This window comes from Kribbella aluminosa, assembly GCF_017876295.1.
Lineage (GTDB): Bacteria > Actinomycetota > Actinomycetes > Propionibacteriales > Kribbellaceae > Kribbella > Kribbella aluminosa.
This window is the reverse complement of the sequence record NZ_JAGINT010000002.1, coordinates 916,683-933,801: the sequence shown is the minus strand read 5'-3', so window position 1 is coordinate 933,801 and position 17,119 is coordinate 916,683. Positions and strand designations below refer to the sequence as shown.

The window sequence follows — 17,119 nt, the reverse complement described above, 5'->3', positions numbered from 1 at the left end:
AACGGTTGGTGGGTGCTCAAAGTCAGGCCGGAAGCAGGACGGTCAGCGGGACCTGCACCGCCAGCGGCTGCGACGCCGGACCGGTGGTCCAGGCGCGGCCAGGGCGTGGGGTGGCGCGGATGATGTTCGGGCCGACCCGGACACCGATCAGGTCGCCCTCGGAGAGCGAACGGGCCTCGAGCAACAACCCGCGACGGGCCCGGCGGGCGGCCGACGCCCAGCCGCTCATGCCGGACTGGAAGCCGTCCGTCGTGGCGCCGAAGACCACCGCCGTACCGTGGTCACGGCCGGACACCACGATGTCCTTCAGCACCTTGTCCGCGGCCGCCGTCATCACCAGGTCCGCGTCGTCGATCACGACCACCTTCGGTCCGGGGACCTGGTCGAGCGTGCTCCGCAGTACGTCCTCGGCCGGGTCCGCCTGGCTCATCAGTACGACGTTCGGGTGCCGCGCAAGCATCCGCAGCGGGGACTCGCGGGGCGTGATCACGATCAACGACGACCCGCCGGCCAGCAGCGACACCGCCAGGCAGGACAGCGCGTTGCTGCGGCCGGAGCCGGGCGGTCCGAGGACGGCGTACGACGAACCGACGCCGGCCAGGTCGACGCCGATCGCACCGCCCTCGTCGCCGCCGAGGCCGATCAGGCCCCACTGCGGCCGCCGGTCCGTCGCCGGTACCCGTTCGAAGGCCTGCGCGAACTCCACCGACGACGGCAGTTCCGCGACCTTGAACGGCCGCCGGGCGGCCGGCACCTTGGCGTCTCGTTGGACGGCCCCGGCCGCGATCGCCTTGATCGCGTCCACCTGCTCGGATCCACCACCGGCCGCGAGTACGGCGACCTGCGTCTCGGTCGCGGTCAGTACGTGCCAGCCCCGGCCCGGCATCACCATCGACGGAACCTTCGCCAGCCGCAGGCCCGCGGCCTGGTAGTCCGTGCGGTCCGCCTGCCGGAGCAGCAGCTTGTGGTCGTTGTGCGAGGCCAGCCGGCCACCGAGCAGCGAGCGCTCGGACGTGGCGATCAGATGGATCCCGAGCCCGCCACCCTCGCGCAGCAACCGCATCACGTCCTGCAGCAGCTGGCCGTGGTCATGGTCGTCGAGCAGCACCGACAGCGCGTCCCAGCCGTCGATGAAGACCAGCACATGCGCCGGACGCTCCGACCTCGGCAGTACCTTGCGAAGCTCGTTCAGGCCGGTCGCGTTGTGCTTCCCGGCCAGCTCCTGCCGTTCGCTCAGTTCCTGGTTGAGCTTCCGCAGCAGCCGCGCCATCCGTTCCATGTCGTGGCGCGAGACGATCGCGCCGCAGTGCGGCAGCGTCTCCAGCGGCGCGAGCCCACCTCCGGCCGCGTCGATGCCGTAGATGTGTACGTCCGCGACGCTGAGATGCTTCGCCGCCGACCCGGCCATCGTCCGCAGCGCCTGGGTCCTTCCGGACCGCGGCGCTCCGATCACGTACAGGTGCCCGAACGTCTCGAAGTCGATCCCGGCCACCCGCCGCTGCTGCAGCGCCGGGATGTCCTCCAGTGCGTACGGTACGAACATCTGGCGCTCGGTCTCCGGCAGCGCCTCGAGCAGGATCTGCGGCTCCAGCGCCGGCTGCCACGGCTTCGGCGGTACGACGAAGTCCGGCAACTCGCCCGCGGCCGCACGGATCGCCTCGACCAGCACCTGCAGATCCGTCGCCGCGAGCCCGTTCGCCGCGTCGTCCTCGGGTTCCGGTACGGCGTCCCGGTCGACCGCACGCCCGAGGTCGGACCACGGCAGCTCGGTGACCTGCACGCCCTTCGGATCGACCGGGCCGGCCGGCTCCGCGTCGTCGACGCGCTCCGCGCCGACCCAGGCGGTCTGGAACAGGTCGGCCAGCCGTGGGCCGCGCCGGATCAGCGCCCGGCCCGGGATCCCCGTACTGATCGACGCCGCCTCGTTGACGTCCACGACGTCCTGGCTCTCGGACTGGTCGGTGACCCGGAGCGCGATCCGCAGGTTCGTGTTCGCGCGGATGTCCGCGGTCACCACCCCGGCCGGTCGCTGGGTCGCAAGGATCAGGTGGATGCCCAACGAACGGCCGCGTTGCGCGATCCCGATCAGGCCCGGGACGAAGTCCGGGATCTCCCGCACCATCGCGGCGAACTCGTCGATCACCAGCAGCAGCCGTGGCAACCGCGCCAGCTCCGGATCGACCGCCCGCTTCGCCTGGTAGTCCGGGAGGTCCTTCGCGTCGGCGTTCGCCAGGATCCGCTCGCGGCGACGCAGCTCGGCGTCCAGCGACTCCAGTACCCGCTCGACCAGGTGCGCATCCAGGTCCGTCACCATGCCGAGCGTGTGCGGCAGCCCGGCGCATTCCTTGAACGCGCTGCCGCCCTTGTAGTCGACGAGTACGAACGTCAGCTCGTCCGGCCGGTTCGCGACCGCCAGCGACGCCACCAGCGTCTGCAACAGCTCCGACTTGCCGGAACCCGTCGTACCGGCGATCAGGCCATGGGGGCCGTCGGCCACCAGATCGACGACGAACTTCCCGTCGAAGTCGGTGCCGAGCACGAACGACGTACTCGCCGGGCGACGGGTCCAGCGCGTCACTAGCGCCTCCGGCGTCGGCGGCTCCAGCTCCAGCTCGTCGAGCAGCTTCACCAGCTTCGGCAGGCCCGCGTCGTGGTCCGGGCTGATGTCGCGGACCGGCGCCAGCGCGCGGGCAATCTGTTCGCACCACTCCGGCGACACGAGGTCCGCACGAACGGCCCGCTGATCGGGCAGCCCGGGCCGACGTACCGTCAGCGTCTCCTCGCCGGCCGCGACCACCGCGCTGCACTCCTGCGGCAGCAGCCGCTCGTCCTTGTCCAGGCAGACCGCATACACCCCGACCGCGGGTCCGTCGGTCAGGACCTGTACGAATCCCGGTACGTCGCGCAGCCGCCGAGATCCGTCCGCGATCACCACGATCTCGGTGTCGATCGGCTCCGGCGTACTCGAGGCCGTCGCCTTCCGATGCCGGCCCTGCACCTGCGACACCAGTTCGCCGATCCGCGCCGCAGTGGTCGCGTCGTCGTTCGCGATCAGGACCGCGGCGGGCGCTTTGTCCGGCCGCAGGTGCGGCAGCCACCGGACCCAGTCCCAGTCCTGCGCGTTGTCCGCCTCGGCCAGGACGACGATCCGCAGCGCCTGCGGCGAATGCAGTACGGCGGCCTGGATCGTCAGCCAGCGGGCCAGCGCCCGCGTGGTCAGGGGTGCCCCGGCGATCCCGACGACGCCGTGCCCGCGCAGCGGGATGCAGATCGGCGCGTCCGGGATCGTCCAGCGGATCGTGCGGTGGTTCTCCTCCCGGCCCTGGTCGTCGAGCTCCTTCAGCGACGGCTGGTCGGCGGTACCGACGCGCAGCAGCAGGTAGTCCGGGTCGCTGCGACGGCGTTCCCACAGCCTGGTGCCCGGGCGGGTCGCGAGCTGGGCGATCCGCACCGGGTCCGGCGCGGTCAGGTTGCGGATCAGGCGTTCCCGGGTGACCGCGGTGGAGATCTCCTCCTCGAGCGCGGCCTTGCGGGCGAAGTACTTGCGCCGGGCCTCGATGTGGTCGGCCCGGTTGGTCTTCCGGCTGGTGAAGAAGTTCATCCCCATCATCAGCGGGCTGAGCAGCGTGAAGACCAGGAAGTAGTACGAGTTGAAGAGGCCGACCATGACCAGACCGAGGACCACCGGGGCGAGCACGACCGGCCACGGGAACGGGCGCTTCTGCGGTGGCGCGGGCGGCGGCGGCAGCCGGACCTTCTCGTCGTCCAGATGCGGTGCGAGCCGCGGCGGCCGGTTGTAGTCGAGCGTGAACCCGTCGTCGGCCAGCCGTACGGCGGCCGGCGGCTCCAGCGCTCCACTGCACCGCAACAGCACCGACCCGACCGCGAGGTCCTCGTCCGGCGGCCACTCCCGGACGTCGCCGACCGGCACGTCCTCGGCCACCAGCGGAACGGGTTCGTGCGCGGTCTCCGGGTCGTTCACCCGGATCGCGCTGGTCGCCGCATCGTCCTCCGGCGGACCGATCCGGCGGCTGACGACATCGCCGGCCACCTCCTCGGTCCGATGCCAGAACGCGTCCCCGGCCGGCCCGACCGTCACCCACAGACCGCGGTCGGGTACGGCGGTCCCGTCCAGGCGGATCGCGCACTGCGGGTCCGACCCGATCTCGTGACTGCCCGGCCCGACCCGCCACACCCGCCCGGCCTGCGGCCCGGAGACGGCGTGCAACTCGACCACGATCGGCGCGTGCCCGGGCGGTGTGCCCTGCAGCAGATCCGGTACGTCGACAGGCCCGCCGTACCCGATCACACCGCCTTCGCGGACACCCGACCTGGCCAGCGGATCCGCCGGGTCGAGGCGCCGGCGGCCGAGGAACAACGTCGTACCGGGTTTACCGAGGCCGTCCGCGAGACCGCCGACCGACAGGCCGCGGGGAATCCTCACCAGCCGGTCGGCGCGGGATCCGGAGCGCGAGTCGACCGTGGTCAGGTTCAGCTCCACGAGGCCGCCTTCCCGTCCGGCACCGCGGACACCCCGACCGATCCGGCCGGCACGTCCAGGTCGCTCAGCTCGTCGGCCGGCGCCGCCTCCGGGCTGAACGGCACGCCGCTCTCGAACTCGTGCGGTGGCAGCCGCCGGATCGACCGCGCAACAGCCTTTGCCAACGGCAACGGATCGACCCGCAGCCAGGTCGCCCCGCCGTGCAGCCGCAACGTCTGGTCCGGCAACGCCTCCAGCAACCGGCTGCTGCCGCGCGCGACGCCGAGGGTGAGCATCCGGCGGCCGGCCTGCAACGGCCCGGCCAACGGTCCGGCGCCGACGACGAACCAGGCTCCCAGCCGCCGCGCGGCCTCCTCGAGCGGCATCCCGTCATGCCGCGAATGGATGCCCTCGGCAACTTCGATCGCCCCGACCGGCAGCCGTACGTCGAGCTGCGCGGCCATCGCCTGGACCACCGCGCGGGCGGTCCGGTCCACGCCGTACACCGACAACGTCCGCGGTCCGGAGAGCAGGTCGAGCATGATCACGTACCCGCCGGTGCTGTCGGTGCCGACGCAGACCAGCAGCGGCATCTCCCGGACCGAGCCGTTCTCCGGCAGCGCGGCCCGGTCGATCCACCACAGCCGCGGGTCCTGCGGATCCGCGCTCCACGGCGCCGGCGGTTCCAGGTCGGACGCGCCGGCCAGCAGTACGCCGATCCGGCGCTTGGCCAGCGCGACGGCGTACGGCGCCATCCCTGGGCTGATACCCGCGGCCGCGATCATCGCGCTCTCGGCCTGGTCCCAGCCCCGACTGTCACGCAGTACCTGGACCAGCATCCGGAGCCGGCGACGGTACCGGCGGCGGGCCGCGATCGGCTCGGTGAACGCAGCGACGGTGCCGCGGAGCTGGCGGGCGATCCAGCCGAGCAGTTTCCGCCAGCCGCCGAGCCGACGGACCAGAAGATTCAGCAGGACAAGGGCGAACAGGACCAGCCCGGCGTACCCGAGGTATCCGCGGATGCCGCCGCCACCGCCCATCGCCGTCATGCGGCGACTCCGGCCCAGTCGGTGCGGGCGAGTTCCGCGCGGAGCTGCCGGACCGCGTTGTGCGCCCGCGACTTCACCGTGCCGACCGGTACGCCGAGCACCGCCGCGACCTCCTCACCGGCGTGACCGAGCAGGTGCACGCGGGCGACCACCTCGCGATGCGCGGGCGACAGCCGCTGCAGGATCTCGACCAGCACCCGCCGGTCGATCACCTGCTCGGCCGGATCCGGCTGGCTGTCCGGTTCCGCGAGCTCGGTCGCACCGAGCCCCATCGGTACGGCGCGACCGGCGCGCCGGTGGTGGTCGACGACCAGGTTCCGGGCGACCCGGAACAGCCACATCCGGACCGGCCGGTCCTGCCACTCGATCCGGTCGGCCTGCTGCCACGCGCGCAGCAGCGTCTCCTGCACCACGTCCTCGACGGCGTGGCTGTCCCGGCCGAGAATGCTGGCGACGTAGCGGCGAAGGCTCTCCCGCTCCGCCAGACAGAGCTCCATGACGGTGGTCCGGCAGGCGCGCTCGTCGATCATGGGTCTCCCTCGGGGCGATGCGGCAGCGGAGAACCTGGCTCGGCTCAAAATAGGTTGAGAACGCTCTCATGGCAACGCCAATGGATGAACACTCAGCAACAATCTGATCTCATGCAGTGATCACAGTCACCTTTTTGCGCAACGTTTGACGCCGGGCCGGTGGCCGGGTGATCCTCAGCACCAGACACGCCTTCGCCCTTCCGCCCCAGAACTCAGGAGCCCGACGTGCGGTCACGCCGATCCCCCGCTTCGTCCCGTTTCTCGGACACCTTCGCCAGCCGCCCAGCGCTGCCCAGGATCACCCGGCTGCCCGGCCGGCGCGCCTGGTCGACGACCGCGGTGGTCGCCGCGCTGATCGGCGGGATCGCAATCGGCGCCTCGTCGATCACCGGCGGCGGTTCCGGGCCGGCGTACACCACCGACGTCGCCTACGTACCGCAGAGCCGGCCGACCGTGACACCGACGGTGACCGTCACGCCGGCGCCGGAGCAGGTGGCCGGTCCGACGAAGACGACGACGGTCAAGGGCGACCCGCAGCAGGTCGTGAAGACCGTGATCATGCCGGGCGTCACCGTCACGCTGCCGCCGACCACGGTCACCGCCAAACCCCCGCTGGCCGGTACGCCGCCGACCGCGACCGTCACGGCGACCGCTACGAAGACCGCGACCGCTCGGACCACAGCGACGACCACTGCAACGACGACCGCGACGACGACAGTCACAGCGAAGCCGCCCGCGCGGACCAGCGACTCGAACACCGGGAAGCCGCCGGCTGCGGCCGCCGCGCCGATCGCGCTGAAGAGCGACCAGAGCAACCGCTGCATCGACGTACCGAATGCCGCCGACGGCATCGGCCACGACGGAACACCCTTGCAGGTCTGGGATTGCGGCAGCACCGCCGCCAACCAGCAATGGGTCTTCCAGCCCGACGGCACGGTGCGTTCGATGGGCCTGTGCATGGACCTCGCCTGGGCGTCGACCGCGGACGGCACTCAGGTGCAGCTGGTCAACTGCAACGGCGGCTGGGCGCAGAAGTTTGCCCTAAGCAACAACCACGAGCTGGTCAACCCGAGCGCCGGCAAGTGCGTCACGGCCGATGCCCCGGGCAACGGCGGCCGGTTGACGCTGCGCGGCTGCAGCGGCAGTGTCAACCAGAAGTGGCACAAACCCTAGAAGGCGTAGGGATAGGGTGACCAGTCGGCCGGGCGCTTCTGCAGGAACGAGTCGCGGCCTTCGGCGGCCTCGTCGGTGCCGTAGGCGAGCCGGGTCGCCTCACCGGCGAACAGCTGCTGCCCGACCAGCCCGTCGTCGATCTGGTTGAACGCGTACTTCAGCATCCGCTGCGCGGTCGGCGACTTCGCGCAGATCTTCCTGCCCCACTCGAGCGCCACCGTCTCCAGCTCGGCGTGCGGGACGACCTTGTTCACCATGCCCATCCGGTACGCGTCCTCGGCGGAGTACTCGTTGCCGAGGAAGAAGATCTCCCGGGCGAACTTCTGCCCGACCTGCCGGGCCAGGTACGCCGACCCGAACCCGCCGTCGAACGACGCCACGTCCGCGTCGGTCTGCTTGAACCGCGCATGCTCCGCGGACGCGAGCGTCAGGTCCGCGACCACATGCAGGCTGTGCCCGCCGCCCGCGGCCCCAGCCCGGTACGACGCAGATCACGACCTTCGGCATGAAACGGATCAGCCGTTGTACTTCGAGGATGTGCAGCCGGCCGGCCCGCGCCGGGTCGATGCTGTCCGCCGTCGTCCCCTCGGCGTACTTGTACCCGTCCTTGCCGCGGATCCGCTGGTCGCCGCCGGAGCAGAACGCCCAGCCGCCGTCCTTCGGCGACGGGCCGTTGCCGGTCAGCAGCACACAACCGACGTCCGACGACATCCGCGCGTGGTCCAGCACCCGGTACAGCTCGTCCACGGTCTGCGGGCGGAACGCGTTCCGCACCTCGGGCCGGTCGAACGCGATCCGCACCACACCGGCGTCGACCGCGCGGTGATAGGTGATGTCGGTCAGCTCGAAGCCGTCCACCTGCTTCCAGGCCGACGGGTCGAAGATCTCGGAGACAGTCACCCCCGGAGAATAGCCGTGCTCTCCCGCAGGACGACTTCCGCCTTGAAGGTCTCGGTCGTCGCCTCGCCACCCTCGATCGCCAGCTCGAGCGCCCGGCGGCCCATCTGCTCCAGCGGCAGCCGAACGGTCGTCAGCCCCGGCCAGACGTCCCGCAGCGTCGCGATGTCGTCGAACCCGGCGACCCCGAGCTTCCCCGGTACGTCGACACCCCGCGCGCGCAACGCCGACATCGCGCCGACCGCCATCACGTCGTTCACCGCGAACAGGCAGTCGACGTCGGCGTGCCGGTCGAGCAGTTGCCCGGCGGCGGCGTACCCGCCGTCCCGGGTGAAGTCACCGGTCTCGACCGCGACTGCTTCCAGCCCTGCTTCGGCCAGGCCGGCCACGAACCCGTCGCGCCGATCGCGTGCGGTGGCGAGGGTTTCCGGACCGCCCAGTACGGCGAACTTCCGGTAGCCGAGCCCGGCCAGTGCGCGGGCCAGGTCCGCCGACCCGGAACGGTTGTCCGGCTCGACGGTGTGCGCGGGCATCCCGGACTGGCTGACCAGCGCCAGACCCGCGCCGGAGTTGAGGAAACTCTCCACCTCGGTCGCGGTCCGCGCCAGGCTCTCGGCGTCCGTACGGCGGCTACCGATCATCACTGCGGCCCGCGCCCGCTGCGCCCGCAACGACGACAGGTAGGCGATCTCGCGGTCGGAGTCGCGGAACGTGCTGGCCATCATCACCAGCAGGTTGCGCTCGTCCGCGGCCCGCATCACGCCGTTCGCGATCGCGGCGAAGTACGGGTCCTCGATGTCGTGCACCAGGATGCCGACCAGGTTGGTGGACGACTTGGCCAGCGCCTGGGCCTGCGCGTTCGGTGTGTAGCCGAGCTCGTCGGCCGCGGCCTTGACCCGTTCCTGCAGTTCCGGACGGGGGATGCGGTCCCCGCCGTTCAGCACGCGGGAGGCGGTCGCGACCGACACGCCCGCACGCTGCGCCACGTCCAGCAGTGTCACCGGTGCTCGAAGATTCATGGCCTAGCCTTTCTGCCCTTCCTTGCGTCCCCCCGGGGGCGGTGGCGGTCACCCTACCGAACCAGCCCGTTCTCACGCTGAGTATCGGGCAGGTCGCTGCCAATCCCGTCAGAACCTGGCGTTGCGGCGCCCGAGTGACTAGCCTTCCCAGCCATGAGGACCGTCCGCGCCAGGGTGACGATCCTGGTCTCGTCCGCCGTGCTCAGCCTGACGACCCTCACCGGTCCCGCGATGGCTGCGCCGCTCCCGGACGGACCCGGTACGCCGGCCCCCGCAGCACCCAGTGTGCCGCAGCAGGTCGACGCGCGCACCAAGAGCACGCAGCCGGTCTACGACTACTCCGACGCGATCCGCGAGTCGGTGTACGTCGACACCACGATGGACACCGACTCCGACGGCAAGAACGACGTGATCGCGGTGGACATCGTCCGGCCCAGCGAACCGGCGCTCACCGGCGCGAAGATCCCGGTCATCATGGACGCCTCGCCGTACTACACCTGCTGCGGCCGCGGGAACGAGAACGAGAAGAAGACGTACGACGCCAACGGCGTGATCCAGAAGATGCCGTTGTTCTACGACAACTACTTCGTGCCCCGCGGGTACGCGATGCTCGGCGTGGACGTGCTCGGCACCGGCCGCTCCACCGGCTGCGGCGACGTCGGCGGCCCGAACGAGATCCAGTCCGTGGTCGACGTGATCGACTGGCTGAACGGCCGCAACACCGCGCACACCGCCGACGGGCAACCGGTGAAGGCGACCTGGACCACCGGCGCGGTCGGGATGATCGGGAAGTCGTACGACGGCACGCTCGCGAACGGCGTCGCCGCGACCGGGGTCAAGGGCCTGAAGACGATCGTGCCGATCTCGGCGATCTCCTCGTGGTACGACTACACCCGCTCCGGCGGCGTACCGTACTCGGACGACTACATGCCCTGGCTCGGCGGGTACGTCGGCCACGACAGCCCGGCGTGCGACGAAGTCCGCGGTCAGCTCGGCGACAGCGACGATGACGACACCGGCGACTACACGTCGTTCTGGGCGGCGCGCGACTACACCAAGAACGCGTCGAAGGTGAAGGCGTCGGTCTTCATGACCCACGGGCTCAGCGACTACAACGTGCAGACCAACCACTTCTCGCAGTGGTGGTCGGCGCTGGCCCGCAACAACGTTCCGCGGAAGCTGTGGCTCGGGCTCGAGGACCACGTGGACCCGTTCGAGTTCCGGCGCGACGCGTGGGTGGACGAGCTGCACAAGTGGTTCGACTACTGGCTGCAGGGCCTGCAGAACGGCGTGCTGAAGGAGCCCATGGTCTCGGTCGAGACGACGCCGGACGTGTGGCGCGACTACAAGACCTGGCCGGCCGTGAACCGGCCGATGTCGGTGCCGGTCGCAGCCGGCAAACTAGGTGCCGCAGGCAAGGGTACTGTCACGATCACGGACGACCCGGACCTGACCGAGGACAACATCGTCGCGGATCCGTCGCAGGTGATCGCAGGCCGGCAGATGTTCCTGTCCGCCCCGCTGGCCGCCCCGCTGCGGATCAGCGGTACGCCGTCGGTCACGCTGCGGATGATGTCCGACTCGGCGACCACGCCGGTGACAGCCCGCCTGATCGAGTACGGCGCCGGCCAGCGGTACTCCGGGATCCGCCGTACCGACCAGAGCACCTGCGAGGGCGAGAGCACGGACTACGACGACAGCTGCTACTTCACCGTGCAGAAGCTCACCACCCAGGGCGATCACGGCATCGTCAGCCGCGGCTGGATCGACGCCGCCCACAGCAAGTCGCTGTCCAACCCGACTCCCCTGAAGCCCGGCACCTGGACCACGGTCAACGTCCCCCTCCGAGCCCAAGACGAAATCATCCCCAAGGGCCACGTACTAGGCCTCGCAATCACCTTGTCCGACACCGAGTGGACCACCCCCAACGACACCGGCGCCACCATCAACATCGACCTCGCAGCCACCAAACTAAACATCCCAGTAACCGGCGGAAAGATCACCGCCCCCACCACCCCCCAGCCAATCACCGTCCAAATCACCACCCCCACCCAACGCCCCAACCTCCACGACCCCAAGAACTGACCCTCCCCTCCGCCGAGTCGTGGATTTCGGCTGACGACACGCCGGTTCCGGGAACCCGAATCCACGACTCGCGATCGTGGGTATCAGCCAATCGCCACGAGTCGGTGGGTTGTGGATAAGTCTGAGCTTGGGGTGGGGGGAGTGGGGAGAATGGGGGGATGTTGGTGACGGTGGCACAGGCGCGGGGTGCGGGGATCTCGCGGGGCGTGTTGCGGGGTCCGCGGTATCGACGCGTTCTGGGGTCCACGTACGTCGAGGCGCAGGTGGCGGTCACGCCCCGGTTGCGGGCCGAGGCCGCGTTGGCGTTGACGCCCGGCGCAGTCGTCAGTCACCACACGGCGTTCGGCCTCTGGACCGCCGACGACCGCCCGACCGACGACGGCGTCGTGCATCTGACCGTCGAGCGCGATCCTCATCGGGTCCTGCCACGGGTGGACGGCCTGCGCGTTCACGAAGTACAACACCTCGACCGAGTACTGCGGGAAGGCCTGCCGCTCACTCCGCCCGACCGTACGTTCCTCGACCTGGCGCCGTACCACGATCTCACCGGGCTCGTCACTGCAGGAGACTCCCTGGTACGGCGAACCGACCTCGAGCCCGAGCGCCTGATCGACTTGACGACCGCGGCCATCGGCGTACGAGGCGTCCGGCTGGCCCGCGAGGCGGCCGCCCTCGTCCGGCGCGGCGTGGACTCACCCATGGAGTCGCGCCTACGGCTGCTCCTGGTCCTGAGCGGACTTCCCGAACCGCAGGTCGGCTACGTCGTCAGCGACCCCGCGGGCGGCTGGCTGGCGCAACCGGACCTGAGCTACCCCGAGATCAAGTTCGGGATCGAGTACGACGGGCAGCACCATCTCGTGGATGCCCACCAATGGCGGCAGGACATCCGCCGGCGAGAGAACATGGAACGCGAAGGCTGGCTGGTCCGCGTCATCACCGCCCACGACCTCTTCCAGATCCCCCAAACGGTCGTCGCCCGCATCTCCCAAGACCTCTACGCCCGCCACCACCCCCTCCTCGCCGCCTGACAACTCCGCCGACTCGTGGCGATTGGCTCGGCACCACCGCGCCGAGTCGTGGATCTAGGTCGACAATCCGCCCATTTCGCAGCCATTTCCCACGACTCGGGGGATTAGTTGCTTTCGGCTACGAAGTGCATTGGGTCGCCGAAGGACAGGTCGGTTATGCCGGCGGTGTGGAAGGCCCCGACGAGTAGGGATCTGCGGTGGGCGGCGAAGGTTAGGACGTGGGCGACCATGCCGCCGTACGTGAAGGCTCTTGGGGGGTTGCAGGTGGTGTCTACGAAGCTTTCGTCGAAGCGGCCGGTTTCGTTGAGGTCGGTGATCAGGGCGACGAAGCGGGCGCCGGCTTCGGCGTGCCGGGTGCGGAGTTCGGGGATCGGGGTGACGACCTGGCGGCCGCATTCGGGGACCTGGAACGGGCGGTCCTCGACGGAGGCCAGCCACATCTCCTCCTGCCAGACCAGGCGGTCCAGCAGATAGCGGATCGAGATGTCGTCGTCGATGCCCTCGACGGACAGCTCGATCGGGCGGTCGAGGGTGGCGGCGTCCAGGCGGGCGCCGCGTTCGATCAGTTCACCGGTCAGCCACACGTGGTGCTCGACCATCCGGACAAGTACGTCCATCCCTCTCACCTTTCGACGGGCCGGCAGCCGAAGTCCGGCCGGTGGCTGGAAATGCACTCCGCTGGGCGCCGCGAGGAAGAACACCCGCGACGCTTCCCGCCGCCACTCCCGCGGCGGCATCCCGTACGCCCGGGCGAACGCGCGCGTGAACGCCTCGTTCGACCCGTACCCGGCCTCGACGGCGACATCGAGCACGGCAACGGGCTCGGCCAGCAGCCGGTACGCCGCCCGCTCCAAGAGCACGCGCCGCCGGAACGCGAACGGCGACTCCCCCGCCACCGCACCGATCACCCGGTCGAAGTGGAACCGCGACAGATGCACCCGCCCGGCCAGCGCGGCCCCGTCCACCTGGTCGTCCGGCCCGCTCATCCCGGCCGCGACCACCGCCACGAACTCCTCGAACACATCCGCCATGCCCACCACTGTGCCCCCACCGGGCGCGCTCCGACTTGATCGAAATTGCGCTGGTTAGCGGAGTACTCCGTTGTGTGTAGTAGTCTCCTCCGCGGAACACCGAGGAGGTCGCGATGGACACCAGCCAGCTACTCAAGGGCGTACTGGATCTCGCAGTTCTCGCCGTACTGCGGGACGCGGACGGCTACGGGTACGACGTACTGCGCCGGTTGCGGGCCGCGGGCCTCGAGGATGTCGCGGACGCCTCCGTGTACGGCACGCTCCGGCGGCTGTTCCAGGCGGGCGCGCTGACGTCGTACGTGCAACCGAGTGAAGAAGGCCCGCACCGGAAGTACTACGGGCTGAACAAGACCGGCCGTGAGCTGCTGGCCCGTTCCACCGAGACCTGGAACCACTTCGCCGGCACGATGTCGGTGCTGCTGCTGCAGAAGGAGGCCGCGTGAACAGCACCCTGACCGGAGCAGCGGCGATCTACCTGACGCAGGTACGGTCCGAGCTCAGCGACCTGCCGCCGGTCGAGCTGGAGGACGTGCTGCAGGACGTCAGCGGCCACCTCAGCGAGGTCGTCGGCGAGTTCGGTGCCGAGCCGACGATCGGCCAGCTGCAGGACCGCCTCGGTACGCCGCGCCAGTACGCCGACGAGCTGCGCACCGCGGCCGGATACCCGACTCGGACCGGGCCGGCCGGGCAGAGCCACAAGGAACGCCTGGCCGCCGGCGGGAACGCCCTGCGCTGGGGCGTGATCGCGGCCACCGTCGGCCCGTTCTTCATCGCGGTCGCGATCTTCGCGTGGTCGCGGCGGGAGACGTCGTTCTTCGGGCTGCTCGGGTTCGGCGTCCTGTTCGTGGCGGCGTTCCTCGGCGTGGTGGCGTTGCGGGGGAACGACCCGCGGGTGGTCCTGGACACCCCGCAGGGCACCCGCGGCGCGAGCGCGATCCGCGGCTGGGTCGACCAGATCCCGCCGAACATCCGGCACGAGCTGCTGACCATCGGCCAGCCGATCTGGTGGGTCGCCCGCGGCATGATCGGCGCCGGCGGGTTCTTCGCGCTGTTCGGTGCGCCGGCGGTGACCGTGGTCGGGGCGCTGGCGGGTGCCGGCGTGTCGATCTGGATCGGCCGGCGGACGCAGATGGACAGCCGCTGGCTGTGGTACGTCGTGCCGCTCAACGTGGTCGCCGCGATCGCGGTGCCGGCCTTCCTCGCGGCGGCGTACATGGGCACCTCGTTCGGATTCCTCAACAACTACAACCTGCGCCACGGCGGCAGCGCGACGGGGTACAGCCCGCCGGTGAGCGGCCTGCGGCTGGACGGTACGCCGGTCACGAACCTCTACCCGTTCGATGCCCAGGGCAAGCAGGTCGAGGTCCGGATGTACGACCAGGACGGCAACCCGATCGAGCTGAACCGGCAGGACTGCGCGGAATCCTACGAGCCGGGGCAGCGCGGGAGTACGAGCAACCAGTTCCCGCAGGCGGTGATCGTGCCGGACGAGAACGGCGTCGTCACGGACTCGAAGAACTGCAAGGACACCACGAAGGCCCCGTTCACCCCGCCCGCACCGACCCCGAAGCCGGGCACCACGCCGAAGCCCGTCCCCACGCCGAAGCCCGTCCCCACGCCGAAGCCCGTCCCCACGCCGAAGCCTGGCCCCACGCCGACGGTGAAACCTACGCGCTAGGTCCGGCCGCCGCCACCCGGCGGTAGCTGTATCCGAGCCGCTCGTACACCGCGATCGCGGCGGCGTTGTCGCCGTCCACCATCAACGCGACCCGCCCGTGGCGCTTCACCAGCTCGGCGGTCACGAACCCGCACACCTGCCCGGACAATCCCTTGCCCCGGGCAACAGGATGCGTCGCGACCCCGGCCAGGAACCCGACGCCGGGCGCACTCCACGCGTCCGCCGCGACACTCAGCAGTTCACCGTCGTCACCGGTCACCGCGGCCCAGCGCCGTACGGCGGGATGCCCTGGCCACGCGTACGACGACGGCGACGCCGCGTCCAGCAACGTCTCCACGCCGGCGTCCCCGTCCAGCCAGGCAGCGGTCGTCGTGACGTCCGGCACCCGGTCCGCGTCCATCCAGCCGAACGCGGCCGAGAACTCCAGCCCCGGCACGTGTTCGGCCAGCTCGCGAATCAGCTCCTCGTCGCCGAACGGCCGGAACGACGGCCCGACCTCGGTCAGTACGACGGCCGCCAACCGGACCGCCTCCGACACCGGCCCGACGACCGTGAGCCGGTCATGCTTCGACACGTCCGGTGACGCGACAACCACCGCGGATCCCGCGGTCCACGCCCGTACTCCGGGACCGAATCCCTGGGCAGCCCATCCGACGATCGAGTCGTCCCCACTCGCCAGCTTCAGCGCGGCCGGCGTCCTGATCTCACGCACAGACCAAACCGTATGTCATGCCGGGGGCCCGTCCGCACGCTGGATGGCGTACGGGACGAGGTGCCGGTAGCCGCGGACCGCGACCCGGCGCAGGCGGTGGATGGTGTACGCCGGGTGGCCGTCCAGGGCGGCGGCGAGTTCACGATCGGCGAGGACCCGGCCGGGCTTGCACTCCGTGGTGAGCCGGGCGGCCAGGTTGACGACCTCGCCGTACACGTCGCCGAGCCGGATCAGGATCGTGCCGTACGCGAGACCGATCCGCAGCTCGGGCAGGTCCGGGTCCGCGCTCACCGCGTCCTGCAGCGCCAGCGCGACCGCGGCGCCCTGCGCGGCAGTGTCGGTGACGAACAGGACCTCGTCGCCGATCGACTTGATCACGCGGCCGCCGTTCAGCGCGACGACGTCGGCCGCCGTACCCTCGAAGCGCTCGATCAGCTCCCCGAGCTCGGCCTCGGTCAGCCGCCGGGTGAGACGCGTGTAGCTGACGATGTCCGCGAACCCGACCGCGCGGACGCCGCGCGCGAGCTCGTCCGACCCGGCCACCGCACGTCCTGCGGCCGCGGCCAGGTGCCGGCGCCAGACGTACGTCTGCAGCCGCTCCATCGCGGGCAGCAACAGGCCGGCCACCTCGATGGACTCCTCCGGGGACAGCTTTGACCCGCCGAGGAACTCCAGGAACATCGCCGACTGCCAGGACGCCAGCCGGGACTGGGTCTGCCCGAGTTTGCGAGCCAGCGACGACTCCATCTCGGGCTCGATGAACCCGTCGTCCTCGAGGGCCGCGACCAGCCGCAGCGCTTCGACGTCGTCGTCGGTGAACGCCACCTCGTCGTCCGGCACGGTCGCGAACCCGAGCGCATGCCACATCCGCTCGGCGCGCTCGGTGGAGATCCCGGCCCGCTCGGACACCTGGACGCGGGTGAACTTCCGCTCGCCGCCGAGCAGGGTGCGCTCGAACTCGCGCTGCACTCCGGCGAGATCAGGTTCAGGAGCCACCGCGACGCTCGGCAATGGTGGCGTCGATGGCGTCCCGGAACGCGGGCAGCCGCCGGGTCAGGTCGTCGAACTTCTCTCGGGTGAAGTGCAGCAGCTGCAGCCGCGACTTCGCCGTGACGGTTGCCGTCCGCAACGTGTTCTTCCGGACCGCGACCTCCCCGGCGATGTCACCCGGCCCGAGCTCGGCGATCTCCTCGCCCTTCTCGCGGACCGCGGCGGTGCCGCTCAGGATCAGGTACGCCGCGTCCGGCGGCGTCTGCTCCAGGATCAGCGACCAGCCGGCCGGCACCGAGACCTCCTCGCCGGCGCGGAAGATCTCCCTGATGTCGCGTCCGGACAGATCCGCGAACAACGGCAGGTCCCGCGGGGACGTCCTACCAAATGCCACGTCGATCCTCCTAGTCGGCGTACCTCGTCGGGCGCACCCAACGATGTTTCCAG

13 protein-coding genes and 1 pseudogene are annotated in these 17,119 nt (G+C 70.5%); 5 read left to right on the top strand and 9 right to left on the bottom strand.

Annotated features, from left to right (window positions below; all coding sequences use genetic code 11):
* Positions 1-22: 22 nt before the first annotated feature.
* From JOF29_RS25910 to JOF29_RS25900, 3 genes are read right to left on the bottom strand one after another with little or no spacing between them, the layout of a single operon-like run.
* Positions 23-4,501 carry an FtsK/SpoIIIE domain-containing protein gene (locus JOF29_RS25910; protein ID WP_209697057.1) on the bottom strand — a complete coding sequence of 1,493 codons (4,479 nt, stop codon included), beginning with the start codon at positions 4,499-4,501 and terminating at the stop codon, positions 23-25.
* Entirely contained in the window at positions 4,492-5,529 is a 1,038-nt protein-coding gene (locus JOF29_RS25905; protein WP_209697056.1) for a hypothetical protein, read from the bottom strand. Before JOF29_RS25905 ends, JOF29_RS25910 begins: the two co-directional genes overlap by 10 nt.
* Positions 5,526-6,059 (bottom strand): sigma-70 family RNA polymerase sigma factor, encoded by a 534-nt coding sequence (locus tag JOF29_RS25900; RefSeq protein WP_209697055.1) that lies wholly within the window; start codon positions 6,057-6,059, stop codon positions 5,526-5,528. Before JOF29_RS25900 ends, JOF29_RS25905 begins: the two co-directional genes overlap by 4 nt.
* A 225-nt stretch (positions 6,060-6,284) precedes the next feature.
* Here JOF29_RS25900 and JOF29_RS45540 point away from each other — a divergent pair, with 225 nt between their 5' ends.
* The gene (locus JOF29_RS45540) at positions 6,285-7,232 is read left to right on the top strand and encodes a ricin-type beta-trefoil lectin domain protein (RefSeq protein ID WP_209697054.1); all 948 of its coding nucleotides are present in this window, start codon (positions 6,285-6,287) and stop codon (positions 7,230-7,232) included.
* Here the strand turns inward: JOF29_RS45540 and JOF29_RS25890 are convergent.
* Positions 7,229-8,132: pseudogene (locus JOF29_RS25890) on the bottom strand (1,4-dihydroxy-2-naphthoyl-CoA synthase). The gene JOF29_RS45540 and the pseudogene JOF29_RS25890 sit on opposite strands and share 4 nt — an antisense overlap.
* Positions 8,129-9,148, bottom strand: a complete 1,020-nt coding sequence (locus JOF29_RS25885) for a LacI family DNA-binding transcriptional regulator (protein ID WP_209697053.1) — start codon at positions 9,146-9,148, stop codon at positions 8,129-8,131. Before JOF29_RS25885 ends, JOF29_RS25890 begins: the two are co-directional and overlap by 4 nt.
* Before the next feature lie 153 nt (positions 9,149-9,301).
* On the opposite strand from JOF29_RS25885, the gene JOF29_RS25880 reads away from it, so the two are divergent.
* Together JOF29_RS25880 and JOF29_RS25875 are read left to right on the top strand one after the other, a co-directional pair.
* Complete coding sequence (locus JOF29_RS25880; protein WP_209697052.1) at positions 9,302-11,233, top strand: Xaa-Pro dipeptidyl-peptidase; 1,932 nt, start codon at positions 9,302-9,304, stop codon at positions 11,231-11,233.
* Between the two features lie 158 nt (positions 11,234-11,391).
* Positions 11,392-12,261: a hypothetical protein gene (locus JOF29_RS25875; protein ID WP_209697051.1), complete on the top strand. Its 870-nt coding sequence runs from the start codon at positions 11,392-11,394 to the stop codon at positions 12,259-12,261.
* Between the two features lie 104 nt (positions 12,262-12,365).
* On the opposite strand, the gene JOF29_RS25870 is transcribed toward JOF29_RS25875, so the two are convergent.
* Complete coding sequence (locus JOF29_RS25870; protein WP_209697050.1) at positions 12,366-13,292, bottom strand: helix-turn-helix domain-containing protein; 927 nt, start codon at positions 13,290-13,292, stop codon at positions 12,366-12,368.
* A gap of 113 nt (positions 13,293-13,405) precedes the next feature.
* On the opposite strand from JOF29_RS25870, the gene JOF29_RS25865 reads away from it, so the two are divergent.
* Both JOF29_RS25865 and JOF29_RS25860 read left to right on the top strand, forming a co-directional pair.
* The gene (locus JOF29_RS25865; RefSeq protein WP_209697049.1) at positions 13,406-13,735 is read left to right on the top strand and encodes a PadR family transcriptional regulator; all 330 of its coding nucleotides are present in this window, start codon (positions 13,406-13,408) and stop codon (positions 13,733-13,735) included.
* Positions 13,732-14,970, top strand: a complete 1,239-nt coding sequence (locus JOF29_RS25860; protein WP_209697048.1) for an HAAS signaling domain-containing protein — start codon at positions 13,732-13,734, stop codon at positions 14,968-14,970. The genes JOF29_RS25865 and JOF29_RS25860 overlap by 4 nt, the downstream gene beginning before the upstream one ends.
* On the opposite strand, the gene JOF29_RS25855 is transcribed toward JOF29_RS25860, so the two are convergent.
* From JOF29_RS25855 to JOF29_RS25845, 3 genes are read right to left on the bottom strand one after another with little or no spacing between them, the layout of a single operon-like run.
* Positions 14,960-15,682 carry a GNAT family N-acetyltransferase gene (locus tag JOF29_RS25855; RefSeq protein ID WP_209697047.1) on the bottom strand — a complete coding sequence of 241 codons (723 nt, stop codon included), beginning with the start codon at positions 15,680-15,682 and terminating at the stop codon, positions 14,960-14,962. The genes JOF29_RS25860 and JOF29_RS25855 overlap by 11 nt on opposite strands.
* Before the next feature lie 15 nt (positions 15,683-15,697).
* Positions 15,698-16,678, bottom strand: coding sequence for an adenylate/guanylate cyclase domain-containing protein (locus JOF29_RS25850; protein ID WP_307863688.1), 981 nt, complete (start codon positions 16,676-16,678; stop codon positions 15,698-15,700).
* A complete protein-coding gene (locus JOF29_RS25845) occupies positions 16,668-17,066 on the bottom strand; it encodes a cyclic nucleotide-binding domain-containing protein (RefSeq protein WP_209697045.1) in 399 nt (132 codons plus the stop codon). The genes JOF29_RS25850 and JOF29_RS25845 overlap by 11 nt, the downstream gene beginning before the upstream one ends.
* Positions 17,067-17,119 lie beyond the last annotated feature (53 nt).